This is a genomic window from Paenibacillus sp. SZ31 (assembly GCF_012912005.1).
Lineage (GTDB): Bacteria > Bacillota > Bacilli > Paenibacillales > Paenibacillaceae > Paenibacillus.
This window is the reverse complement of the sequence record NZ_JABBEA010000018.1, coordinates 59,717-84,814: the sequence shown is the minus strand read 5'-3', so window position 1 is coordinate 84,814 and position 25,098 is coordinate 59,717. Positions and strand designations below refer to the sequence as shown.

Below are 25,098 nucleotides of genomic sequence, written 5' to 3'. Positions count from 1 at the left end.
TGATGAGTCATGCCTAAATTTCTGAAGAAACGCTGGCACGGCTACTATACCGTATGGGCGTTCATACTGCTGCTGTTGCTTGTGATGTTCGTTACCATCTATAACTGGACGCTTGGTTTGATTAGTCTGATACTGGCTTCGGCGCTGGGAATCGTCATGATTAAGGCGGAGCTCGCGTTCCGCCGTGAGCTGAACGACTACATTAATGGCCTGTCCATTCGGATCAAACGGATGGAAGGGGAAGCGGTCAGCATGCTTCCATTCGGAATTGTGCTGTACAGCGAAGATCGTACGGTAGAGTGGCATAACCGCTTCGTTGCGGAGATGTTCCAGGAGAAGACATTGGTAGGCAATCCGCTACCTAATTTGTTTCCCAAACTTCCTCAACCTAAAGAGAAGAAGGATGGGACCAAGGAACATTCATCCAAGGAGTTCCATGACGAATTCCAGTTGGATGATCGGCATTATGGAGTTATTCATAACCCGCAGGAGCGGTATGTATATGTATACGAGATTACGGAGCTGGCCATTCTTCGTGATAAATATGAAAATGAACGTCTTGCATTGGGTATTCTCGTTCTGGATAATCTGGACGAGGCTGCCCAGGGCATGGACGACCAGCAGCGTACAGCGCTGATTGCCCGTGTGACCAGCGAGATTACGTCATGGGCCAAGCAGTATGAGGTGTACCTACGTCGGCTGTCTTCTGATCGGTATCTGTTGATGCTGAATCATAAGTCTTTGCAGGAACTGGAGCAGAGCCGATTTGTCATTTTGGATGAAGTTCGGGAGATGACTGCTGACCTCAAGGTGCCAATGACACTCAGTGTAGGACTGGCGTTTGGATCGGATAGCATCAGCGAGATGGGCGAACTGGCACAGTCCAGTCTGGACATGGCACTTGGACGTGGTGGCGATCAGGCTGCTGTGAAGTCTGGGCAACGCCTGTCTTTCTATGGGGGCAAGTCCAACGCAGTGGAGAAACGTACACGGGTCAGAGCCCGGGTTATTGCTCACGCGCTGCGTGATCTGATGCAGGAGAGCGATCGGGTGCTCATCATGGGCCACAAAATTCCGGATATGGATGCGATCGGTGCGTCCATCGGGGTGTGGAAAGCGGCCAGTCTATACAATGTGGAAGCCCGAATTGTTCTGGATGGAATTAATCCATCCATTGAACGTATGATGGAGCAGGTGAACAAGGACGAGAAGTTGTCCAAAGCATTTGTTTCACCGGAACAGGCAACCCAGATGATGACCGAGCACACGCTGTTGGTTGTGGTGGATACGCATAAAGCCTCCATGACAATGGAGCCGAAACTGGTACAGTCTGCAACCCGTGTTGTAGTTGTGGATCACCATCGTCGGGGTGAAGAGTTCATCAATGATGCTGTGTTGATCTATCTGGAGCCTTACGCGTCCTCAGCTGCGGAGCTGGTAACGGAGCTCTTGCAATATATTCATGACAAGGTACAATTCACTCCGCTCGAAGCTACGGCTCTACTAGCCGGAATTACGATGGATACGAAGCATTTTGCATTGCACACCGGGTCCAGAACGTTCGAAGCAGCAGGCTTCTTGCGTCGTAGCGGTGCGGATACCATTATGGTCCAGCGGTTGATGAAAGAGGATCTGTCAGAATATATTGCTAAGGCAGAAATCATAAAGCATGCTAAAATGGTATATGGAAACATTGCGCTGGCGGTCACGGACCCTGGCAGCAAGATTTCACAGATGATGATCGCCCAGGTGGCGGACACATTGCTGAACATGACTGATGTGGTCGCTTCATTTGTGATTAGTGAGCGTCCGGATGGACTGATTGGCATCAGCGCTAGATCGCTGGGGCGCATGAATGTTCAGGTTGTCATGGAACGATTGGGCGGTGGCGGACATTTAACGAATGCTGCCGTGCAGCTTGAAGGAACGCTTGGAGAGGCAGAAAAACGGCTGACGAACGTACTGGCTGAAATCGAAAAGGAAGAGGGGCTGTTCGAATGAAAGTCATTTTTATAAAAGATATGAAGGGTCAAGGCAAGAAAGGGCAAGTGAAAGAAGTATCTGAGGGCTACGCGCAGAACTTCCTGTTGCCACGGGGAATCGCACGTCCAGCAACGGATGGCAACATGAAGACACTGGACAACCAGAAAGCTGCTGAAGAAAGAATCAAGCAGGAAGAGAAAGCAGAAGCGGAAGCACTCGCGAAGAAGCTGGAAGCAGAAGTGACTGAACTGAAAGCCAAGTCCGGCGAAGGTGGTCGTCTGTTCGGCGCCATTACCAGCAAACAAATCGCAGAAGCTTTGTCTAAAAAGGGTCTGAAAGTAGACAAACGCAAAATTGAGCTGGACGAGCCTATTCGTACACTCGGCGTAACACAAGTAACTGTCAAGATTCACCCTGAAGTGAAGGCAACCTTGAAGGTACAGGTAACGGAAGAGTAAGATGGGCGGCGAAATGTTATTCGACCGGATTCCCCCGCAGAACCTGGAAGCCGAACAGGCCGTGCTGGGTGCAATCCTGTTGCAGGGCGAAGCCCTGATTACAGCGATGGAACGGGTGCAAACCGAGGATTTCTATGATAAGCCCCATCAATTAATCTTTGAAGCGATGATCCAGCTCGGTGAGGGAAATCAACCGATTGACCTCGTGACACTGACTTCGCTTCTGAAGGATAAAGGTGAGCTGGAGGACATCGGCGGCGTTAGTTATCTGGCGAAACTGGCTCATGGTGTACCTACAGCCGCGAACGTAGACTATTACGCTCAGATTATCGAAGAGAAATCGATGCTGCGTCGCCTGATTCGCACAGCAACACAGATTGTGAGCGAAGGATATACAGGCGGCGAAGATGTTGCAGCCATGCTCGGAGAAGCTGAGCGTCGCATTCTGGAGATTTCCAACCGTCGCTCCAGTAGTGGTTTTATAGCCATTCAGGACGTACTGATGGAAGTATTCGATCGTGTAGAAACCCTACATCAGAATAAGGGAACAACGACGGGCATTCCGTCCGGATTTATTGATTTGGACAAAATGACTGCCGGATTCCAGCGCAGTGACTTGATTATTGTAGCGGCTCGTCCTTCCGTAGGTAAGACGGCCTTTGCCCTGAATATCGCTCAGAACGTGGCTATTCGGGCACAGGAGACGGTAGCCATCTTCAGTCTGGAGATGTCAGCTGCCCAGCTGGTACAACGTATGATCTGTGCGGAAGCCAACCTGGATGCGAGCGTGATGCGTATGGGTGACTTCAAAGGTGATGAAGACTGGCAGAAGCTGACGATGGGCATTGCAGCATTGTCAGAAGCCAACATCTTTATAGATGATACGCCAGGCATTACCGTAGCAGATATTCGTGCCAAATGCCGTCGTCTGAAGAAAGAGAAAGGCCTTGGCATGATCCTGATCGACTACCTTCAACTGATTAGTGGACGTGGTAAAGCAGGGGAGAACCGTCAACAAGAGGTATCCGAGATTTCACGTACACTGAAACAGATTGGCCGGGAACTGGAAGTTCCGGTTATTGCCTTGTCCCAGCTGAGCCGGGGTGTAGAGCAACGTCAGGATAAACGTCCGATGATGAGTGACTTGCGTGAATCGGGTTCGATCGAGCAAGATGCCGACATCGTAGCGTTCCTGTACCGGGATGACTACTACAACCAAGAGACCGAGAAGAAAAATATTATCGAGATCATTATCGCCAAACAGCGTAATGGTCCGGTAGGTACGGTGGAACTGGTCTTTTTGAAAAACTTTAATAAATTCGTCAATTACGAGAGGGCGCATAATGACGCCTTCGCGATGTAACGGACAGGTGCTGACGGCTTCGATCAGGAAGCAAAATCGTCTGTCCCGAACATCAACCATTAGAGAAACATAACTCAAACATGTGTTATAAATACCAGATATAGATTCGCATGGAAATGGGAATCCTTGAACCGGTGATAGCAGTCAAGCAAGCTTGGACTGAAGTCTCCGGTTTTTTGTGTTGAAATAATGGGTAAATCCCGAACATTACGGTTGTACTATATCTAATTGTTCGCCATTTGATTTGACTTTGAAAAAGGGTACTGGTACACTAATACTGCTGCGTTAAAGCAGCGCAAACCTTCCCTTGAATGTAACGGAAGGAGATTTTTACTGTCCGTTAGCACGCTTCTCAGTCGGTTTATTGCGTAACATGCCTGCCGGGATAGAGGACGGACAGACCAATACAAAGGTGCGCAAGGCACCCACGGAGGAATGTTAACTATGTCAACGGTAGTTGTAGTGGGAACGCAATGGGGAGACGAAGGTAAAGGTAAGATCACGGATTATTTGGCGGAGAGCGCTGATGTGGTGGCTCGTTATCAAGGTGGTAACAATGCGGGTCATACAATTCTGATTGATAACAAAAAATATAAACTGACGATGATTCCATCAGGGATTTTCTACACGGATAAAGCGTGTGTTATTGGTAACGGAATGGTTATCAACCCTAAGGCACTCATCGAAGAAATTAACTATATTCATGACAATGATTTCACAACGAAGAACCTGTCCATCAGTGAGCGCGCACATATCATTTTGCCATATCACATGGTACTGGATGCACTCGAAGAAGAGAGCAAAGGCCCGAACAAAATCGGTACGACTGGCAAAGGAATTGGCCCATGTTACATGGACAAATCAGCTCGTATTGGTATTCGGATGGTTGACCTGCTGGATGCTGAAGATTTCGAACTGAAACTGCGTCATCTGGTCAAAGAAAAGAACCGTGTCATCGAGCAAGTCTACGGCGGACAGCCTGTTGATGTGGAAGAGATTCTGCAAGATTACCTCGGATATGCTGAAATTCTGCGTCCTTACGTACGTGATACATCCGTTGTGCTGAACGAATATATTGATGAGGACAAAAAAGTATTGTTCGAAGGCGCACAAGGCGTTATGTTGGACCTTGATCAAGGAACTTATCCATTTGTTACATCATCCAATCCGTCCGCAGGTGGCGTATGTATCGGTTCTGGCGTAGGCCCGGCTCGTATTCAGCAAGTCATTGGGGTAGCGAAAGCTTACACAACCCGTGTAGGAGATGGCCCATTCCCTACGGAATTGCATGATGCAATCGGCGACCAAATCCGTGAGACTGGACATGAGTACGGTACGGTAACTGGACGTCCACGTCGTGTAGGTTGGTTCGACAGTGTTGTTGTTCGCCACGCGCGTCGTGTCAGCGGAATTACAGGTCTGTCCCTGAACTCATTGGACGTAATGACAGGTCTGGAAACCGTAAAAATCTGCACCGGATACAAATTCCGCGGCGAGATTATCACACACTATCCGGCAAGCCTCAAATTGCTGGCAGAATGTGAAGCGGTATACGAAGAGATGCCAGGCTGGAGCGAAGATATCACTGGAGCGAAGAAACTCGAAGACCTGCCAGTGAACACACAGAATTATGTAAAACGTGTTTCTGAACTGACAGGCATTCCAATTGCCATCTTCTCTGTTGGTCGTAACCGTGAGCAAACGAATCAAGTTCTTCCAATCTACGAGTAATCGAAGAAATAGAGAGATTGATTCTTGAATTATAAGATAGGATAATCTGCCGACTCAGGCAGGGAAAGCCTCCAGTTGTTGCTTTTATAGCGATGACTGGAGGTTTTTTGTATATTTTTCGGATATAATCCCGAGATTTCCGTCAATACTGGTTAACAGTAGAGTCACAGACCCCAGCATGCGCATGCTAGACGGGTGGGATAATCGGAGGGAGAGAACGGAATGAAGTTGCTTGTGTGGTTTGTCAAAATCGTGCTAACGGTGTTGCTGGTCAGTTCACTGACACTGCTCACGACCGGATTAATTGTACAGTCCTATGCGAAATCGCTACTCGCGAGTTTCAATATTCAGTGGGAAGGTCAACCCATGGGGTTAACCGCCATGTTCCAGGGAGCCTTGGGTGGTAAAACCAGTGAGGGGAATAAATCAGGAAATGGAACAACAGATCAGCCGACAGGAGCGGACAAAGAGCGGGTTCCGGAAGATGCTGTTTCAGTTATGGGAAACGGGTCGGAAGGCGGTGAATCTGGCGTAGATTCAGGCAACAATGCGTCCCAGGGGAGTGGCTCAGGTGAGGGTGCAGGAGAAGGCTCAGGTACAGATTCGACCGGAGGATCGGACTCAGGCGCAAGTGGAGGCAATGGGGCAAATACAGATACGGGTAATGAATCAGGAACAGCACAGGGGAGTGGTTCGGCTTCAGGGAACGGAACTGGAGCGACCAGCGGCAGTGCTTCTTCAGGCAATGATGCCATTGTAGTATCGCCGGATGATATTACAGGAGCGAAGGATAAGCTGCCTGTAGAGGAGAAGGAACGGATCTTCAGCCTACTCATGAACAAGCTACCGCAGAAAGAAATGCAGCAGATCTCAGGCGCCATGGAAGGTGGACTAACGGAACAGGAATTGCGTGAGATTGAACAGGTGATCTCGAAGTACCTGACCAGTGAAGAGTATGACAACCTGATGGAAGTACTGCAGACAGAATAAGATAGGCAGGGAAGACAGGCGTGCTCATAGACGAGTAACGCCTGATTCATACTGTATTGGACTTGTCGATGACTATTGAATATAATCTATTTAAATAAATAATGGAAAATATGCCTATTCAGGAGGGAACACCATATGAAGTATAAAGGTAAAGAACACGACATATAAAAACGCTTTTGCAAGAGTACAGAACCCATTAGTCCAATTCGTGGGCCTCCGTTCATAGGGTGGATTCAAGAGATACGAAGTATCTGTGTTTATGAATACACTAATTGGAGGTTTTATTGAACATGAACTTATATCATTCTAATTCAGAAAAGTCAGTAATACAGCTTACTAAGGCGGATAAAGAGCGATACGAGCAAGGGCTGCAAGAAGCGGATCAGCCGTTTAGTGGTTGGGATTTTAGCTATGTAACAGGGAGTGACCGACTCCAGAGCGGAATGTTGCCTTGGTCCTATGGAACGATGGCGCGCCGATTGTTGAATCAGACAGAACGAATGCTCGACATGGGAACTGGTGGAGGAGAAATGCTGTCCAGACTACTTCCGCTTCCTCCGTACACATGTGCGACCGAAGGATATCTCCCGAATATACCGATTGCAGAGGAACGTTTACAGCGGCTGGGTGTGAAGGTGTTTCCGGTGACTGATGATTCGCAGCTTCCTTTCGAAGATGCGGAATTCGATCTGATTCTTAATCGGCATGAGTCGTATGATGAAAAGGAAGTTAGGCGGATTCTATCCGCAGGAGGACTGTTTCTAACCCAACAGGTTGGCTGGTCAGATTGCCGGGAGATCAATGATCGACTTGGCATTCCTATGCTAGCGGATTACGCTGGATGGGAGCTGGATCGTGCTGTTTTTCAGCTGGAGCAGTGTGGATTCCGAATTCTGGAGCAACGTGAAGCAACTCCTGCACAACGTTTCTATGATATAGGCGCACTGGTATATTATCTAAAAACCATCCCGTGGCAAGTACCTGATTTCAAAGTAGAACATTTCCGTGAACCATTAATGGAGATTCATATGGAGATGGAGCAAAATGGATTCTGGGAAGTTCAGCAGAAGCGATTTGTCATTCTTGCAGTCAATGAATAGAGATATGAAAGATCATTTCTATTGTGGCATGAGATGAGATCCAGTTTAAGATAAACCATAAACAGGTTGTTTACGTAATCCCTTATCAGAGCTGATCTGATGGGGGATTTTATTTGTATTTTTATGAAAAAGAAAGCATATTTCAGTGGGTCTTAGAACCTAGTCTTAAATTGCGAATAAAAGTACATAGTACAGCCGATGTTGAGGCATAATGGGTGATGGACCAGTCGTGCTATCTTATGGATAATTCAGGGAAACCAAGCGGGGCGTGGTTTTGCGGTGTGACACGTAAAGTTGAAATGAGTGTAAAACCTGTGTTAAAGTATACGGGTGTGATAAAAGGTTAAAATTTTGACACTTTTAAGAGCGCAGCTAAAGTCCTGATTTTGCGGACACCCAAATATATTATTCAACTAGCATGGGATAGACACGATGGGTGATGTCTTGACAGAAATGCGAACTGAGAAGTGCTGAAAAGGAGAGAATCATGAAAGGTTTCAGAGGCATACGCCAACCGGGCAAAGACCGGGTACACGAACAATCCGGGGAAAACCGGACGGCCGAAGACAAAAACAACATGAGCATGTCCACCTTCAGTGTGAATAAGAAGCGCGTTCTGGCCTCGCGCAAATGGATCATTACAGCAGCATGCGGTGTGTTCATCGCGGCATCGATCGGATTCGCAGGCAAACAATATGTTACTGCAAATACGGTACCTTACTATAAAGTGATGGTTAAAGGTAGCGAGATTGGTACCATTACAGATGAAGCACAGCTACAACAACTCTTTACAGACAAAACTGAGGAATATCAACATAAATATCCGGATGCAGAAATGGTGCTGAACACGGATGGCATCACAACCGAAACGGTAAAAGCGTACAAACCTGAAGTGAACAGTGACGAAACGCTAGATAAACTAGGCGACATGCTGACAGCTTATGCCAAAGGTGTGGAGCTTAAGGTAGACGGTGAAGTCATTGGCATTGTGAAGGATCAGGCAACAGCTGATGCGATCCTGGAACAAGTGCAGAATAAGTACATATCGGCATCGGCAGTGCGAAGTTCGCTAAAGACGAAGTCGGTATCGGCTAACTCCTCGAAGAAAGACGAGGGACCGAGTACAACCCTGAAGTCGGTAGGTATCAAGGAAGAAGTAGCGACGGATGTGGTGAAGGCTGATCCAAACAAAATATGGGATGTGTCCGAGGCGGTTAAAGCGTTAACCGTTGGTAAAGACGCGCCTGTAACTTATGTGGTTCGTGAAGGAGATACGATCTCTTCGATCGCTTCCAAGTATGAAATTACACAAAGTGAGATTCGCCAGCATAATCCGGGCATCAAGGAAACATCGCTTCAAATTGGAGACGAGCTGACCCTGACCGTGCCTAAACCAGCAGTAACCGTTAAATCAGTCGAGCAGGTAGTTGAGCAGATTGAGATTAAACCGCAAGTGGAAGTTCGCAAAAGTGCTGATCTGAAAGCAGGCACAACCAAAGTCGTGCGTCCAGGTCAAAGCGGTCTGAAAAATATGCAGTATCGTATAACGAAAGAAAATGGTGAAGTCGTTCAGGAAGAGTGGCTTGGCCAGGAAGTGATCAAAGTCGCCGTAACCGAAGTGGTTCTTAGTGGAACAAAAGTCGTTGGTGAGGGCTCAGGTGAATTTGCTTGGCCGGTATCGAATGCAACGATGAGCAGCAGCTTTGGACAGCGTTGGGGTCGTCAACATAAAGGGGTCGATCTGGTAGGTAACCGGGATGTGAAATCATCTGACGAAGGCGTGGTTACTTTTGCAGGACAGAAGAGTGGCTATGGTAATGTCATCATTATTAACCATCGTAACGGATATGAAACATTGTATGGTCATCTGGATAGCATCGGTGTGAAGGTTGGACAAGTGGTTGAAAAAGGGGAAAGCATCGGCGTTATGGGCAACACAGGACGCTCGACTGGAACCCATCTGCACTTCGAGATCCTGAAGAACGGCACAGCGGAGAATCCAATGACGTATTTGAACTAATATAAGCTAAAGTGAGAGCAAGGTTGGCTATGATGCTGGCCTTGTTTTTTGCTGCTGTAAAATATTTTCAGATGAAAGACCTTCCAACCCTCCGATCGGGATGTGACGGTGCTTCAGGTATGTTAAACTAGAGAATATAAACAACAAACTAGAGAAACAAATCAAGCAGGCTTGGTACAAGCTAAACATAGAAGAGAGATATAGACGCTAACGCGGATTAAGTAGGATATAGGGGTGAACTTAGCCGATGCAGGGGAAGATTTTGGTGGTGGACGATGAACAACCCATCGCGGACATTCTGAAGTTTAATTTGGAAAAAGAGGGGTACGAGGTCATCTGTGCATTCGATGGTATTCGTGCGGTTGAATTGGCGTTATCCGAGAAACCGGATCTGATGCTGCTGGATCTGATGCTCCCGGGCAAGGACGGTATGGATGTCTGCCGTGAGGTGCGCGCTCATCTGGAGATGCCGATCATCATGCTTACCGCCAAAGATGGCGAGATCGACAAGGTGCTCGGGCTCGAATTGGGTGCGGATGATTACGTGACGAAGCCATTCAGTACGCGTGAGTTGCTTGCAAGGGTGAAGGCACAGATGCGCAGACGGCAAAAGCTTGCGATTACAGCAGAAGCGCATGAAGACGAAGAGAAGCAGGTCATGAGACTTTTTGATCTGGCTTTTGATATGGACATGTATACGGCTTACAAAGGCGGAGAACCTCTCGATCTGACCCACCGTGAATATGAACTTCTCTATTATATGGCGAAGCATTCCGGCAAGGTTATGACACGGGAACATCTGCTGCAAGCGGTATGGGGATATGAATATTTTGGCGATGTACGTACTGTGGATGTCACGATCCGTCGTCTGCGTGAGAAGATTGAGGAGAATCCAAGCAAACCGGAAACGATTCTGACACGCCGCGGGCTCGGTTATCTCGTGCGCAGTGCCAAAAGCGTGGGGATATAATGGGCCGATTCGCGCGATTCTCGTTCTTCCGAACGATTCAGGCGAAATTGATAATTATCTATGTACTGCTGATTCTGATTGCGATGCAATTGATCGGGGTTTATTTTGTGAGCGCGATGAAGAACTCACTAACGAGCAACTTTACGGAAGACTTGCAGGCGCGTGCGGAGATGCTGTCAGTTCTCGTGGGCGAGACGATGGCGGGCGGAGAAGCAGAGGCAGGCGAGGATAAAACGGAAAATCTGCGTGTGCTGGTGAACAATCTGTTCAACATTAATGGTGCCGAGATTCAGGTGTTGGATGCCAGCGGCAAGGTACTCACGACCTCGCTAAGTTCACATTCGGATTATGTCGGGCGCAAAAACACCCAGACCGTCGTCAGCCGTGCGCTACAAGGCATTCGGGACAATGAGGAATATATCGTGGACGAGGATAATGTTCGCAAAAAGGTCGTCGCCAAGCCGGTGCTGTCCGGCGGTAAGATCATTGGTGCGGTCTACATCGCGGCATCCATGAACGAGTTGTATTCCACGATGGAGGGAATCAACAAAATCTTTATCTCCGGCATTCTGATTGCCTTGGTGTTAACGGCAGTGCTTGGCGTGATCCTGTCCCATACAATTACGCAGCCGATTAAGGAAGTGACGCGGAGAGCGACAGCGGTCGCAGAAGGTAACTTTGATCAGCAGACACCTGTATTCGGCACGGATGAGATTGGTCAGCTCAGTCGGGCTTTTAATTATATGACTAGCAGGCTTCGTGATGCCCTCTCGCAGAATGAAGAGGAGAAGGAGAAGTTGACCTCCATTCTGACCAATATGAGTGATGGTGTGGTAGCCACGGATGAGTACGGTAAAGTCATTCTGGTGAACCGCCGTGCCAGCAGTATTCTGGGCATGCGTCCTGCAGATATTGAAGGAAGGCATTTTGCCATATTGCTCGGCATTGATCCGGAGGATGCAGAAGCTCTCGCGAGTGGCTTTACAGGTTCAACGCTGCTGCAGATCGCACCTGCGGGACAAGAAGAGCCTGTGGTCATTCGCATGACGTTCACTCCGGTTCATCGGCGTGAGTTGGGTATCACGGGAACCATTGCCGTACTTCAGGATGTCACCGAGCAGGAAGAACTTGAAGCATCCCGACGTGAATTCGTGGCCAATGTATCCCATGAGCTGCGGACACCTCTGACCACGATCAAGAGCTACGCGGAAGCGCTGGATGACGGTGCATTAGAAGATCCACAGCTTGCTGGTCGTTTCGTTGGTGTTATTCAGAACGAGACGGAGCGAATGATCAGGCTGGTTACGGATCTGCTGCATCTATCTCGGCTGGATTCGAAGGAAGCTTTACTGCGCAAGCAGCCAACCGATATTCTGGAAATGCTGGAGGAAGTGACGGATCGATTCTCGTTCCAGATGCATCAGAAGGATATTCAACCTGTGCTGTCTGTGGAAAATGATATTCCTGCTGTTCCGCTGGATCGCGACCAGATTGATCAGGTGCTGGATAATGTCGTGTCCAATGCGTTGAAATATACATTGGAAGGCGGCACCATTACAATTGCCGCTAGACGCAGTGATGAGCATGCACTTGCCATCTCGGTATCGGATACCGGAATGGGTATTCCACAGCGCGATCTGGATCGTATTTTTGAGCGTTTTTATCGGGTGGACAAGGCTCGTTCCCGCAGTATGGGAGGCACAGGGCTGGGACTCTCCATTGCCCGGGAAATTGTGAAGGCGCATGATGGGAGCATCTCGCTGGAGTCTGAGGTGGACGTGGGCACGACAGTAACGTTCACACTGCCGATGCGCGAGGAAGGGGGTGAGCACCGTGAAGGAACGGATTAAATCCCTGGTGCTCGCTACCCTTGTCGTAGCCAGTCTGGTGCAGAGTTATTTCCTGATCTACCGTTTGCCCGGAGGCGGGGATTCCGTTGTGACGTCAGAGACGAACTATGTGAAGACGGAAAATATGGGTCAGGAACGTAATATTGAAGAATTAATCTTCCCCGATCAGATGATTATTCATCTGGGCGAGGATAAACATACTGTGTTTTACCCTGGCAATACGTTCTATCAGTTGATCTATTCACGGTTACAGGGGCGGGCGTTCGATGATTTTCAGCGCCGCAGTGTGCAATCGGTGAACTGGGATCAGATTCGCAAGGAGAACCCTGGATTTGAGCTATCGTTCAAGGAAGGTATCCCCGTAGCGTTATTACAGCGGGTGATGAGGCTCGGGACGGATTCCTTATTCCAAGGGGAGACGATTAACCGAATCTCGATCTATACAGCCAAAAATGAAACGAAAGCCCATGCGCTGTTCTTCAGCGCTAAGGGAGATGTGGTATACGAAGCAACTCAGGCTGACTTGACGGTACAGGACGTGCAGCAGCATGTCGACTTCGGTACGAACTGGACGCCATATACGTTGATGGATGGCGGGTATTATATCCCGGCGGAAGCTTTGGAGACGATTGAAGCGGATGTGCCTACAGGCCAGTTCACTGTTGAGCAGATGCAACGCAGTCTGTTCTTCGATCCAAGCATGACTCGGAATATTCGGGAAAAAGACGGGTCAGAGATCTACACGGACAGTAAACGTAGCTTGCAAGTTAAACAGGAACAACGCTGGATCAGTTATACCGATCCGGCGGCACCACCTGCGGGACAGATTGATCCCGCGAAGGATGCGCTATCTGCGGTTGATTTTGTGAATCAGCATGGCGGCTGGAAAGGCAGGTCGCGCATGATGCTGGAGACCGCTGACAGCAAGACACAGCTTGAATTCCAGCAGTATTACGGCAGTTATCCGATTATGGATTCCATGCAGTTCCGCTTCGGCACGATCAGCATGGAGATGCAGCAGGAGACGGTATCCAGTTATGAACGATCGCTCGAATACCTAAACGAAGGCGCAGAGACGAAGAAATCGGTAAAGTTGCCTGGCGGAGACAAGCTGAAGGCTCTTATTAAAAAGGTGGCAGGTGAGAATCGCCAGGTCGTGGACGTGTATCCGGCGTATCGTCCTTCTACGATTGAGGACGGGCTGAAGCTGATCCCGGTATGGGTGATCCGATTCGGAAATGGTGAGGAAACCACTGTTTCTTGATGGGTTGTAGGGTAATGGAGTCATTCGATATCCGAGCGAGGTGTAAGGTCACACGATAACGGAGAGGGCAGAAAAAAGCTGGAGAAGCGAAGCGTTCGCCTTTATCGCCGGATTTCTCCCTTAGGAAAAGGGAATCAAGAAATCTGGGGATAACAGCGATCGGAAGGTTGTTCTGACCGCGGAGTGGGCCAGTGTGATATTAGTTGCTTTTATCAAATGGACGGAGGTGAATGTTTTGGATTGGGGACGGGCGAAAAATGTATTGATCTATGCCTTTCTGCTGCTCAATCTGGTGCTGGGATACCAGATCTGGATGGATGCGCGGGAGACGGCCGGAGCCAATCTGGACTTCACCTCACTAGCAGATAATACACAACAGGCGATGGAAGAGAAGGGCATTCAGGTGCTAGCTCCGATTCCGAATGAAACGCCGAAGCTGCCAAAGTTGTCCTATGAGTTCATTGAAGAGGACAAGGCTGGTGTAGATATGGAACTGGAACAGACTGTAGATAGCAAGTTGATCTTCTCGCAGAGTGAGCTGGAGGATGCGTTGCAGGGTGAGATTCCACAGATCGGGACATACCGGCTGGATCAGCTGATGGCTGAGGATGGGGTTTTTGTGCTTCACCCACTGGTGGATGGCAAATGGCCGCTCTTCAATGTGAGTCTGGAGCTATTCTACAGCGACCAGAAAATAACGGGTTACCGTCAGACTCCGGTGCGGATTACGACCGCAGAGGAGAGCGATCAGCAGGTGCTTCCGGCGTCGAAGGCGCTAGGAACGCTGATCGAGAACTTTTTGCCAAATGATGCAATTGTCAAAGATATTCAGCTGGGCTATTACGGCCAGTTGTTCAATTCAGATATACAGGTAGCGATGCCGGCATGGCGGTTCGTGCTGGAAAATGGCGAAGTGTTGTACGTGCAGGGCATCAGTGGGGATGTATTCAGTCCCAAGACAGACAAACCAGGGGAGTAATGCGTTATGGGGATATATTTTACCGTGTTATCCAGCGGTTCGACAGGCAATGCTACGGTCATACAACATGGGGGTACCTCTCTCATGATTGATGCGGGTCTTAGTGCGAAGCGATTGGATGCACTGTTTCAGGAAAGGGAGATTTCTGGGGCAGAATTGGACGGGATTCTGGTTACACATGAACATTCTGATCACATTAAAGGACTAGGCGCGATGTCTCGGAAATATAATTTACCAATCTATGCGAATCTGAATACGTGGGCGGCGCTGGAGAAGTCAGTTGGGGCGATTCCAGAGGAAAACCGGAGGGTATTTGAGACAGGTGAAAAGCATGATTTTGGGTCACTGCGCGTGGAGTCCTTCGGGATCTCGCATGATGCGGCTGAGCCGGTAGGGTATACGTTCGATGACGGCAGTGAGAAGCTGTCTGTTGCAACGGATCTAGGGTACATGAGCGACAAGGTTCGCGATGCCATCTCCGATTCTGACGTGCTGGTGCTGGAAGCGAACCATGATGTCGAATTGCTGCGTATGGGGCGTTATCCATGGAACACCAAGCGCCGGATTTTGAGCGACATTGGGCATTTGTCGAACGAAGCAGCAGGTGCAGCGCTTAGTGAACTGATGAATGGACGCATCAAGCGCACGTATCTGGCACATCTTAGCCGGGATCATAATATGATGGACTTGGCGAAAATGACCGTGCGCGACGCGATGGAGAGCCGTGGTTGCTTTTATCAGGATCATGAGTTCAAACTCTGTGATACGTATTACGACCGTCCTACGCCATGGGATAGGGTGGGTGAGCCATAAAGCTGTCCAGTTCGGCGGCTTTGCGCTCGACTTCCTCGCGGGTTAGGATGCCTTTATCAATAAGCAGTTCGATGATGGTACTCAGTGCAAGGGTGTTGCGATAGTGTTCATCCTTGAGATCGGCCAGCTTGGCCGCCATATGAACTTCATCCATGGCTGTGAGTGTACGTGTGCGATCCATGTTACATCCTCCTCTATGAAGCTTCGAATTGTCTTTTACTATTATTGTAGTCAGGATGAGTGGAAAACATTCCTCTTTTTGCCGCTAACATTTGTATGATAAGGCGTGTATGCTGAACCTGTGACCATGTAAGGGTGAAAAAGTTTCTTCAAAATGGCCAAAACGGCGCTTAGCAAACCGGATTTTGTGGTGATAGATAGTATGGACCTTTATTGTTAAACGCGTTATAGCGGAAATTTGCTTTAATTTTCGTAAATATGCAACTTTTTGTGATTTGGTGTGTTTAGTATATGAGGAGCATTGTGATTTTGGCTGTTTTGCGTGTGAAATGGCATGTCATAGAATGCGAGAGCATGATTGATAGAGTCACTGACAGAATGGAGTGTCCGTTCTGTTGTACATAGACGCTGTATCCTGAGTTGATGCCGGGATGCGGCGATATGCAAGACCATTTTATAAAAATGCAAAAAAGCATGGGAAAGCGAGAGGTTATTTACGGTACGCACGTAACGGAAGACACAGAACGAGGCTGGAGAAGCGTAGCGTTCGCCGGAAAGCTTTCTGAAGGAAAGCTACTTCGAGAGCATACGCGATGAACAAATTTCACCCTGAAAGTGGGATGGGAATTTGTGAGTAACAGCGATCGAAAGCTCGGCTGTGGCTGGAGTGGGGGAACGTAAGAACACCATCATCGTTGATCCATGCGACAACTTAGGCGGCAGTCAGGGTCTTGATGCGTGACAACGAAGGGGAGAGGATCACGATGGGATTGTTTGGAGACGATTTTTATTCAACCAAAGTATCAAGACGCGCCGAACCTGAACAGAAAGGCAAACTTCAGATCATCCGCCCTGGAGGCAGGGCACATGGACGTGACCGCTGGAGCAATCCGCGCAGATCGCGTACGGGAATCAGCTCCACAGTCAAGGTAGCCGTGATCAGCTCGGTGATCAGTTCCATCGTGACCGTCACGCTGTTTAGCTTCATTACACAGCCCGCATCGTTACCGCTGGCTAATGCTACAGGCAACGGTGGTGGAGGCGGTGCACCGACAGCACAGGCAGCTGATCCATACGATCGGATTATCCAGGCAGCAGCTCATGTTCGTCCTTCCGTGGTGAGCATTGTGAACCATAAAACGGGTAGCAGTCTGTCGATGGAAGATTCCGCGCTGGGCTCAGGGGTCATTTTCAAGAAGGAAGATGGCAAGGCCTACATCATGACCAACCACCACGTCGTGGAGGGTGCGAGTGATCTGGAGATTGTGACCGTGGACGGGGAGACTCATAAAGCGAAGCTGGTCGGTAAAGACCGTGTGAGTGACATAGCTGTACTATCTGCAGAAGACAAAGGGCTGGGTGCAGTGGCGGAGATCGGCGATTCCAGCAAACTTCAACGCGGTCAAACGGTGTTGGCGATCGGGAATCCGCTCGGTCTGGGCGGTACGCTGACATCCGGTATTGTCAGTTACACGGATCGTATTCTGCCTGTATCGATTAATCAGGACGGGGTGTACGACTGGGAGCAAAACGTGATCCAGACGGATGCGGCGATTAATGAAGGTAATAGCGGCGGTGCATTGGTCGATTTGAACGGCAAAGTGGTCGGCATCAACACGATGAAGATCTCGGATACGGGCGTTGAAGGTCTCGGCTTCGCGATTCCGATGAATGAAGTGATGAGAACGGTCGATTCCCTGCTACTAAACGGCAAAGTATCTCGTCCATATCTGGGCGTGTACACGGTGGATCTGAGTAACCCTTATGCACCACTGGATGACGAGCAGCGTAAGGATCTGAAGTTGCCATCTCACGTGGATAGCGGTGTGGTTGTGCTGGAAGCGTCCGGTCCGGCATCCGAAGCGGGCATGAAGCTGAATGATGTCATTACGGAATTTGACGGACAAAAAATTACCTCCACGCTGGATCTGCGGAAGTATCTGTACGATCAGAAGAAGATTGGGGATACAATTGAAGTGACTTTCTACCGGGATGGCAAAGCTGAGAAGGTATCGGTGAAGCTGACGGATAAACCGGAGTAAGGGAAGTTCAACAAGCGAGCCTTTACTGTTGCGTGGATTGAAATAGGGAATGCTAAAAGAGTGATCAGATCAACTGACCACTCTTTTTTAGTTGTTGGTTCAGTATTATGCTATGGCGGACGAGTTCGTTCGACAGTAAATGAGTAGATTAACCATTTTTATGTTCCTATGATCAGTTAGACCCGGAGCCAAAGGAGCAGATACATAAGACTCGGGCTGTGGTAAACTGTTGTCAATATGTTGGAGACGGTCGCTGATGCAAATAACATCTGTTTGTCGATCTGATTTTATTTCACAATGGAAGGGGTATTTTTAATGAAACGATTGAGGAAAAAGATGCTTGGGGGAACGAGCTTGGCGCTGTCCCTTTTTATGCTGACTGCCTGTGGATCTGAGGTAGCTACAACAGGAGCTGCTGTGGATACAAGTGCTCTGCAAGAGAAGATTGCAGGACTTGAGAAGAAACTGGTGGAGCAGGTAGCCAGGAGCAGTGAGCAGGAGCAAAAGATCGCAGAGCTTGAGGCCAAGTTGAGTGAGCTGAGTACAAATGTGATTGCGGTAGGTGAGACAGGTGGTCAAACACCTGTAGCATCGGGAAACAACGGTTCGGCCGGGAAAGGCGATGGGGTGCTGATTACATTTGCTCAGTATGAGAAGCTTGAGGTCGGCATGTCGGTAGAAGATGTCATCGAGATCCTTGGTGGCGAAGGTGAAGCGCTGAGTGAAGCGGAGAATATGGTGGTGTACAACTATAAAGGCACAGCCGGCAATGGTGCTAATGCGGTTATTGCTTTTCAAGGCGGGAAGCTGTTGACGAAGGCGCAATCGGGGTTGAAGTAAAGAGCGTGGACTACAGACAATTCATGGAATGGAACAGGTGAATAAGTAACTCTGTTTTCGTAATTCAGGCGCCGGAGCAAGATTCATTCGCTATGTGAATTGGATTGTTACTGTTACAGGAGCATTCTTTTCAGGTACCGTAGAGGTATCTGGAAGGGATGCTTTTTGTGTTCTTTTACGGCGTATGGAGAGGTTTGGTGGATGTTGGGTACGATAAATTAGGGCTAGGGGTTTCTTTTCAGTGGCAGGTGTGATAGAACTGAGAAGTGGCTATCCTGTAATGGGATACGCGGTTGTGAATCGGGAACATAGCTGGTTACAGAAAGGATGCATAACGGATGTACGTTGTATGCAAAGAACACGTGGACATTGCCATCGATATGTTTGTCGATGAGTATGAGGACGCTCCAGATATCGTTGATCTGAAGGAGACGGAATTTGCCGACTGGGACCCGCCTGCGAAGTGCGCTGAGTGCGAACAGCACGCGGAATTTCTCGTCGTTTAGCGTACTGTAGGATTTAGACGGCTGGAGGCGTGACTTAAGGTGGCGCTTCAGGCTGACTTTCCATCCGGTATGAACATCACAGCAAGAAGCCAAGGAGAGCGTGATGAGCGCTCTTTTTGTGTTTGTGCGGGGAATCTCGTTAGAATTTGGAGAAATGCGTAGTTTAGGTTATATAGTTGGAACGAACGATGCTGTGAAGCATCTTACTTATAGAATATTTCGCAAGACAATTTAGGAGGAATGGATTGTTATGTTTATTCAGATTATTGGCGTAGGCAAATTGAAGGAAAAATATCTGACGCTGGGCATTCAGGAATATGCCAAGCGGCTTGCCCCGTACATCAAGTTTCAAATGATCGAGGTCGCAGACGAAAAGGCGCCCGATACCTTGAGCGAAGCTGAGGTTCGGGCGGTAAAGGAGCGCGAGGGCGAACGCATCCTCGCGCATGTGAAGAGCGAGGCGCACGTTGTCGCGCTCGCATTGGATGGCCAGCTCTGGAGTTCCGAGGAGCTGGCATTGGAGATCGACAAGCTCGGCACGTATGGGACGAGCCATGTCGTGTTTGTCATTGGAGGAAGCCACGGGCTCTCCGATGAGGTATTGCGCCGCGCGAAGCAGCGCTTAAGCTTCGGGCGCATGACCCTGCCGCATCAGCTTATGCGGCTGGTGTTGGTGGAGCAGATTTATCGTGCAGTGAAGATAAATCGGGGGGAGCCGTACCATAAGTAAGGCTAAAAATTTGCTGACAAGAAGGGTGAAAAGGCCTTTAGGACTTACGATGATCTTGTAGATTATGTTATCAGCATGCTTTATAGCTAGTGTAAGTGGAATGTCCTTTGAGACATTCCACTTTGTTTATTAAGCAGCCGGTTTTCTTATGTCGATTAATTTATTTCATCTTTTTAGTGTAGGCCAAATATACTATTCTTATGGTATTGTCTGTGGTAAAATATTGAAATAATCTATGTTTAATATTTCACCAATCTGGAGGATACTATCATAATGTGGCCGGAGCATTTCCCAGAAGGATGTCCAATCAATGCTGAAGGGAAGTTTGTAGAAGTTTTTCGTTTAGTTGACAACAATCCCCCTCTGGAAAGTGACTTTATTGCCTTATCCCAGCAAGGGCGTAAAGTAAGAGGGGATGCATGTCAAGCGTGTGGATTATCTGTCTTTGAGTTGTATGACGATGCAGTTCAACAGAATGAGGTGCTGGCAGGTTCTATTTATTTTCAGCGTAATAACTTGCCGAAGAAAAGAATCGCTGTTGGAAGGACTAATCCAGAATATGGAATGGTGAGAAATACACCTGTACAAGAAAGAACATCACATTTAACATATTGGATTTTTAAGGAAAAAGTCGTAACAGATCATTTTAGCGTAATCTAACAGGGGAGATATCTTATGGAACCCTTCGTTACACCTTTAGGAATCATGAGTGTTATTGAACATTTTCTGTTTTATGATAGACCATTTATTTTTTTGTGTGTCGATAAGACTAATTCAAAATACATTGTTCACCTTGTTGATGATGATGAATTCTGTGAGAAATGGTTTCTTATACCCTCAACTGAATTAAGAGTTGAGTTTGTTCGAACCGGTAAAATTTCATTGAGGGATTCTTTATTATTAGCCGAACAAGGATGGATTTGGGAGATAACTACTCCATTTGATGAGTCAAAAGGTACAGCAGAAATACGTTAATGTAATGAATTGGCTGATCATGATTTACCAGCAAAGGATGTATTTTTAAATCTTCCTGAAAGACGCCTTCCTGTCTTAGATTTGGATGCAGCTAGAGATGCAGAACAAACCTTTAGAGATGTTTTCTTGCTCTACCTAAATGATGGTCATCACTCTCAAACAATTCCGGCAAATGATTTAGGTCTTATACTACTTCGTTCTCAAGGTATGCTAGAGACATTAGCCCATAAGGATGCTGCAACAAGAGGAAGAATTCCAGCATCTACAAAGGAAGAAGTTACCATGTACTATGCTGGTAATTTTGCAGCATCTGTTGGCATAAGGCTAGAGGCAAAACACAATGGATTGATTCCTACTTCTGTACACGATGCATTGAGTACATTAATGGACCTAATAGAAGCTGGTGCTAGTAAGGAAGATCTATTAGCAATATTAAAGAAATTGCAAAGTAGATCCATCGCACGATATCGTTTTTTCCTACAAGCGCTTGAACAAGCAAACATCTCTTTCAAAGCAGAGTGGGGTTCGCCATTTAGGGAGAAAAGAGTAGCGAGCTTGTCAATACAGGATATTCGTTCAGCTATAGGCATTATGGACTTAGAGGGAGAGGACACTGTTCAAAAGTTAGAATTGATGGGTGATCTACGCTTAATAGGTGTTCAGACAAATAAAAATAAGAAGCGTTCCAGTTTTGAATTCGTATCAATTGAAGGAGAGACTTACAAAGGTACTTTATCTGATGATTTGTTAGGCCAAGTGGACAGCGGTGTTTTCTTTAAAGTCCCTACATATAATGTTATTGCAGAAATTGAGGAGACTCTGGAGATAAATCCAACAACAAGTGAAGAAAAAGTCACCTATTCACTGCTAAATATTAAAGAAAATAAATAACAAAATTAGATCACTCATATGTGGTCTAGTTTGTGTTTTGCAGGTATTATAAGTAGAATTCACTAAACTTGCCGTTACAGAGAGTGCGGTAAACGGTACCACAAGCAAACATTAAAGTTATCATTATTGAGAGAGGTATTAAAGATAAGATTAGCTTAATTTCTTTAATACCTCTCTCAACAGAATATGTTAACTATGGGTTTGCTAACAGGGCATTCTTTCACTTTTGTTTAGTGATGCTTTAAAATAATAAGGAGGTAGTGATAGCGTGTTCCGAGGAATAACAATATGGTAAATCAAACTAAAGATAGCATTAGAATTGTAAACAATTGGGATTTAAACCAAGTACAAAGAGATGAAAAACTAGAAATTTTAAATATGTGGGAGACTAAGCTTGGGAAGGATGACTTTAAAACAATACTAGAGATATGTAGTAATTTTATTTATTATTCCGAGGGTGTAACATCTTTGGCGTATAAAGATATTTTTAATAAAAACAACAGTGAAACACCATTTTTTGAACAATCTTTGTTTCTACCCTTAAGAAGGAAAGAAAGAATTGAATCATCTGTAGATATGTTTTCAATCTTTAGATTAGCTAATCGAATAGATGCTAATAAGACTCATGTAAATGGTGCAGTAGACTATCTAGAAAAGTATAAAGCAAGTAAAGAATTTAACAGCAAAGCTATTAAAGAATTTGATCAAGAAGTGGTTAAAGGGGAAGTTTCAATTCACGGTTTACAAACTAAGTTAGAAGCCTATAGAGCAAACCGAAAGATACGTTCTTCAATAGAAAAACAGATTAGCAAGTTACAAGCAATTAAAGCTAGAAAAAAAGAACGTATAGATAAATCAATTAAAGAGTTTCATCAAAACTATTATTCAATTAAAAATCTGATTATCATTGACGACTTTATTGGGACAGGTGACTCTGTAGTCCAATTTTTAAAAAAATTAGATAAAACTATAAGAGAAAGTAAAATTACTATTAACTTATTTTTGTGGGTGATCGAAGCAAGTGAGTCAGGAATGGAAGCAATCGAAGATACAGTAAAAGAATTAGAAATTGAGATTCATATTAGTTTCTACAAGAAAACAATAGATGTATTAGCGGGAGATATAATATTTTCCAGAGACAATATAGAGGAAGTAAAAGCACTCATAGAAAAAGTAAATAAACAAAATCGACTGAAACCAAGTCCGTATTGTAAGAATCATGCCATTGCTTCGTTTGTAAATGCACCAAATAACAACTTAACCTTACTTTCAGAGGAAAGTCCAACTTGGAAAGCTCTGTTTCTTAGAACCAAAAGGAATAAGGTCGAAAGAGAAGTGAGTATCAAAGATATGAGAGATACTTATCAGTATTTACGGGAGTAAGGGGGGGAGGTACCATATGAAGTTTTCTTCTTTAAAAAGGGACATTTTGTTAATAATTATAAGAGACTATGATATGGATCTGATTATAGATACGATAAAGGAGTATTTAAATATTACAACAGAGCAAGTGTTTCATAGTATTGATTATCTTATTGCTTCGAAATGGGTTGATTTTAAAGAAGGTAGACTAATAATAACGTTGGAGGGTACCAGCAAATTAGAACATTCAAATCTTGATTCAATTTCGTTTGAGGGGATGAATGAATTAAAGTATGTAGTCGATGAAAGTGTATTGGGAAATTATGTTCCAAAAAAGCTTTAAAGGAGGTATAATGTTTAGCTGTGACTAGACTTTTAGCAAGTGCTAATCGAAGTAAGTATCTATTTTATTTCTTACTTCAAACCATAATGATAATTCTGCAAAAACCGCAGAATCATCATCACCTTTAAATTAAGAACTAAAATCTAGCAGTCTCCTTAATTTAAAGGTGAGGTAGTCACTAAACATATAGAATATGATAAAGCAAGTTATATTTAATATTCAGTTAAGCGATTTACCTGAACAAGAGAAGAAGGATCTCATTTACTATGCTGAAAATTTATATTTTAAGCAATGTCCAGTTATTTTCGACAATCAACATTTAATGAAGTTATTTGAGTTACAGGATCATGATCTAAAAAGATTCATGACTGAAAACACGAATCATTATTCTATCAAAAAACGAAATGGTGATTTAAGAGAAGTTTGGAAGCCAAACTATAAACTAAAGACGATTCAAAAATGGATTCTGAAAAATATTTTAAATGAGATAAAAGTGTCAGAATGTGCCCACGGATTTGTGAAATCTAAGTCCATTCTAACGAACGCCGAAACCCATCAATATAAAGAACAGTTTTGGGTGTTTTCAATGGATATTAAAGATTTCTTTCCGTCTATTAAGTATCACGAAGTTAAGAGAATTTTTATGGGGATTGGCTATTCAAACGAGGTTAGTGAGGCACTTAGCTTGTTAACGACTGTTCATGGGAAGTTAGCGCAGGGTTTTCCTACCAGTCCGATGCTGTCCAACCTTTTTTTTCGAGATATAGATGAAGAATTTCAACAAATAGCTAGTCGGTACCATATTCGATATTCTAGATATGCAGATGACATTACTTTTTCAGGTGTTCAAAAAAAGGGTTACCTTGTACTTTCTGAAAAGTTAAAACAAATTGTGACATCTGTTCTAAGCAAACATAATTTTATAGTCAACGAAGCGAAAACCCGATTAATGAAGGGTAAACATCCCAAAATTATAACGGGTTTAGTTGTTACTTCACAAGGTGTAAGGATTCCACAAAAATATATTCGTAGACTCAATAAAGAAATTTATTATTGTCGTAAATTCGGAGTTAATGGACATCTAAAATATCAAGGGCTCATCACTATTGCTAATTATAAGGGGTATTTAATTGGATTAGCACGATTTATTTATATGGTTGATCCAGTAAAGGGTGCAAAGTTTATAAAGATGATTAAGGACTTAGATTGGGATTAAATAAAAAATTATAAATTAACTTAGCCACTTCGTATTATATTGGAAGTGGTTTTATTTTACAATTACGGATTGTAATGATGAAGCATAACAACAGAAATAAAAAGACCCATGCCGACTTCGTTTAAAATGGGAGTCACCACATAACCATTTTGAACAAGATAGTCCAACATGAGCTACATCCTCCCCATCTTAGCATTAATTGAATAAGGACAACTAGAAGCATTGTATCGATGAGGCTGTTCATGCCATGCTATCGGTCGAGAACAAAGCCGACAACCTTTTACTTTCCTATATCGAATGCCTGTTGCGATAAGATGCGCAGCTAACGTTTTATTGCAAATGCTCCTTTTACGATTATAGATGAGTTGTTACCAACTTTTCTTAATGTGCTCCAAGAACAAATTTGAAATAACTATGATTCGCTTTTAAAGTGATACGGTGAACCGTATCATAAGTAACAGCGGAATACTTTTGATAAAACAAAGCTCACCC

General features: G+C 45.7%; 23 protein-coding genes. 22 read left to right on the top strand and 1 reads right to left on the bottom strand.

Annotated elements, in window-relative coordinates:
* Positions 1-9 precede the first annotated feature (9 nt).
* The 12 genes from HF638_RS24780 (at position 10) to HF638_RS24725 (ending at position 15,521) form a co-directional block, all read left to right on the top strand.
* Positions 10-2,001, top strand: a complete 1,992-nt coding sequence (locus HF638_RS24780; RefSeq protein ID WP_169482662.1) for a DHH family phosphoesterase — start codon at positions 10-12, stop codon at positions 1,999-2,001.
* Entirely contained in the window at positions 1,998-2,441 is a 444-nt protein-coding gene (gene rplI, locus HF638_RS24775; protein WP_169482660.1) for a 50S ribosomal protein L9, read from the top strand. The genes HF638_RS24780 and rplI overlap by 4 nt, the downstream gene beginning before the upstream one ends.
* Position 2,442: 1 nt before the next feature.
* On the top strand, positions 2,443-3,804 hold the full coding sequence (gene dnaB / locus HF638_RS24770) for a replicative DNA helicase (RefSeq protein ID WP_036611922.1): 1,362 nt from the start codon (positions 2,443-2,445) through the stop codon (positions 3,802-3,804).
* 444 nt (positions 3,805-4,248) lie between these two features.
* Positions 4,249-5,535: an adenylosuccinate synthase gene (locus tag HF638_RS24765; protein WP_169482658.1), complete on the top strand. Its 1,287-nt coding sequence runs from the start codon at positions 4,249-4,251 to the stop codon at positions 5,533-5,535.
* A 222-nt stretch (positions 5,536-5,757) separates the two neighbouring features.
* On the top strand, positions 5,758-6,525 hold the full coding sequence (locus tag HF638_RS24760) for a hypothetical protein (RefSeq protein ID WP_169482656.1): 768 nt from the start codon (positions 5,758-5,760) through the stop codon (positions 6,523-6,525).
* Positions 6,526-6,815: 290 nt separating this feature from the next.
* Positions 6,816-7,625, top strand: coding sequence for a class I SAM-dependent methyltransferase (locus HF638_RS24755; protein WP_169482654.1), 810 nt, complete (start codon positions 6,816-6,818; stop codon positions 7,623-7,625).
* Between the two features lie 487 nt (positions 7,626-8,112).
* The gene (locus HF638_RS24750; RefSeq protein WP_169482652.1) at positions 8,113-9,645 is read left to right on the top strand and encodes a peptidoglycan DD-metalloendopeptidase family protein; all 1,533 of its coding nucleotides are present in this window, start codon (positions 8,113-8,115) and stop codon (positions 9,643-9,645) included.
* A gap of 247 nt (positions 9,646-9,892) precedes the next feature.
* Entirely contained in the window at positions 9,893-10,615 is a 723-nt protein-coding gene (gene yycF / locus HF638_RS24745; RefSeq protein ID WP_017691453.1) for a response regulator YycF, read from the top strand.
* Positions 10,615-12,465, top strand: coding sequence for a cell wall metabolism sensor histidine kinase WalK (walK, locus tag HF638_RS24740; protein WP_062836543.1), 1,851 nt, complete (start codon positions 10,615-10,617; stop codon positions 12,463-12,465). The genes yycF and walK overlap by 1 nt, the downstream gene beginning before the upstream one ends.
* Positions 12,449-13,729, top strand: coding sequence for a two-component system activity regulator YycH (locus tag HF638_RS24735; RefSeq protein WP_169482650.1), 1,281 nt, complete (start codon positions 12,449-12,451; stop codon positions 13,727-13,729). Before walK ends, HF638_RS24735 begins: the two co-directional genes overlap by 17 nt.
* 235 nt (positions 13,730-13,964) lie before the next feature.
* Positions 13,965-14,708 carry a two-component system regulatory protein YycI gene (yycI, locus tag HF638_RS24730; protein WP_169482648.1) on the top strand — a complete coding sequence of 248 codons (744 nt, stop codon included), beginning with the start codon at positions 13,965-13,967 and terminating at the stop codon, positions 14,706-14,708.
* Positions 14,709-14,714: 6 nt separating this feature from the next.
* Positions 14,715-15,521 (top strand): MBL fold metallo-hydrolase, encoded by an 807-nt coding sequence (locus HF638_RS24725; RefSeq protein ID WP_169482647.1) that lies wholly within the window; start codon positions 14,715-14,717, stop codon positions 15,519-15,521.
* Here the strand turns inward: HF638_RS24725 and HF638_RS24720 are convergent.
* Entirely contained in the window at positions 15,490-15,702 is a 213-nt protein-coding gene (locus tag HF638_RS24720; protein WP_017691458.1) for a hypothetical protein, read from the bottom strand. The two genes, HF638_RS24725 and HF638_RS24720, sit on opposite strands and share 32 nt — an antisense overlap.
* Positions 15,703-16,465: 763 nt before the next feature.
* Here HF638_RS24720 and HF638_RS24715 point away from each other — a divergent pair.
* The 10 genes from HF638_RS24715 to HF638_RS24670 all read left to right on the top strand — a co-directional run bounded on the left by HF638_RS24715 (position 16,466) and on the right by HF638_RS24670 (position 24,606).
* Complete coding sequence (locus HF638_RS24715) at positions 16,466-17,743, top strand: S1C family serine protease (RefSeq protein ID WP_169482645.1); 1,278 nt, start codon at positions 16,466-16,468, stop codon at positions 17,741-17,743.
* A 315-nt stretch (positions 17,744-18,058) separates the two neighbouring features.
* The gene (locus tag HF638_RS28700; protein ID WP_248278260.1) at positions 18,059-18,583 is read left to right on the top strand and encodes a hypothetical protein; all 525 of its coding nucleotides are present in this window, start codon (positions 18,059-18,061) and stop codon (positions 18,581-18,583) included.
* A 338-nt stretch (positions 18,584-18,921) separates the two neighbouring features.
* The gene (locus HF638_RS24705) at positions 18,922-19,089 is read left to right on the top strand and encodes a CxxH/CxxC protein (protein ID WP_017691462.1); all 168 of its coding nucleotides are present in this window, start codon (positions 18,922-18,924) and stop codon (positions 19,087-19,089) included.
* A gap of 250 nt (positions 19,090-19,339) precedes the next feature.
* The gene (gene rlmH, locus HF638_RS24700) at positions 19,340-19,819 is read left to right on the top strand and encodes a 23S rRNA (pseudouridine(1915)-N(3))-methyltransferase RlmH (RefSeq protein ID WP_017691463.1); all 480 of its coding nucleotides are present in this window, start codon (positions 19,340-19,342) and stop codon (positions 19,817-19,819) included.
* Positions 19,820-20,092: 273 nt separating this feature from the next.
* A complete protein-coding gene (locus HF638_RS24695) occupies positions 20,093-20,479 on the top strand; it encodes a hypothetical protein (RefSeq protein ID WP_169482644.1) in 387 nt (128 codons plus the stop codon).
* A gap of 15 nt (positions 20,480-20,494) precedes the next feature.
* Positions 20,495-20,794 (top strand): DUF6575 domain-containing protein, encoded by a 300-nt coding sequence (locus HF638_RS24690; protein ID WP_169482642.1) that lies wholly within the window; start codon positions 20,495-20,497, stop codon positions 20,792-20,794.
* A gap of 9 nt (positions 20,795-20,803) precedes the next feature.
* On the top strand, positions 20,804-21,685 hold the full coding sequence (locus HF638_RS24685) for a hypothetical protein (RefSeq protein WP_169482640.1): 882 nt from the start codon (positions 20,804-20,806) through the stop codon (positions 21,683-21,685).
* A gap of 288 nt (positions 21,686-21,973) precedes the next feature.
* Positions 21,974-23,068: a phosphoribosyltransferase-like protein gene (locus HF638_RS24680; protein ID WP_169482639.1), complete on the top strand. Its 1,095-nt coding sequence runs from the start codon at positions 21,974-21,976 to the stop codon at positions 23,066-23,068.
* Between the two features lie 16 nt (positions 23,069-23,084).
* Complete coding sequence (locus HF638_RS24675; RefSeq protein WP_169482637.1) at positions 23,085-23,390, top strand: hypothetical protein; 306 nt, start codon at positions 23,085-23,087, stop codon at positions 23,388-23,390.
* 193 nt (positions 23,391-23,583) lie between these two features.
* A complete protein-coding gene (locus tag HF638_RS24670) occupies positions 23,584-24,606 on the top strand; it encodes a reverse transcriptase family protein (protein WP_169482636.1) in 1,023 nt (340 codons plus the stop codon).
* Positions 24,607-25,098 lie beyond the last annotated feature (492 nt).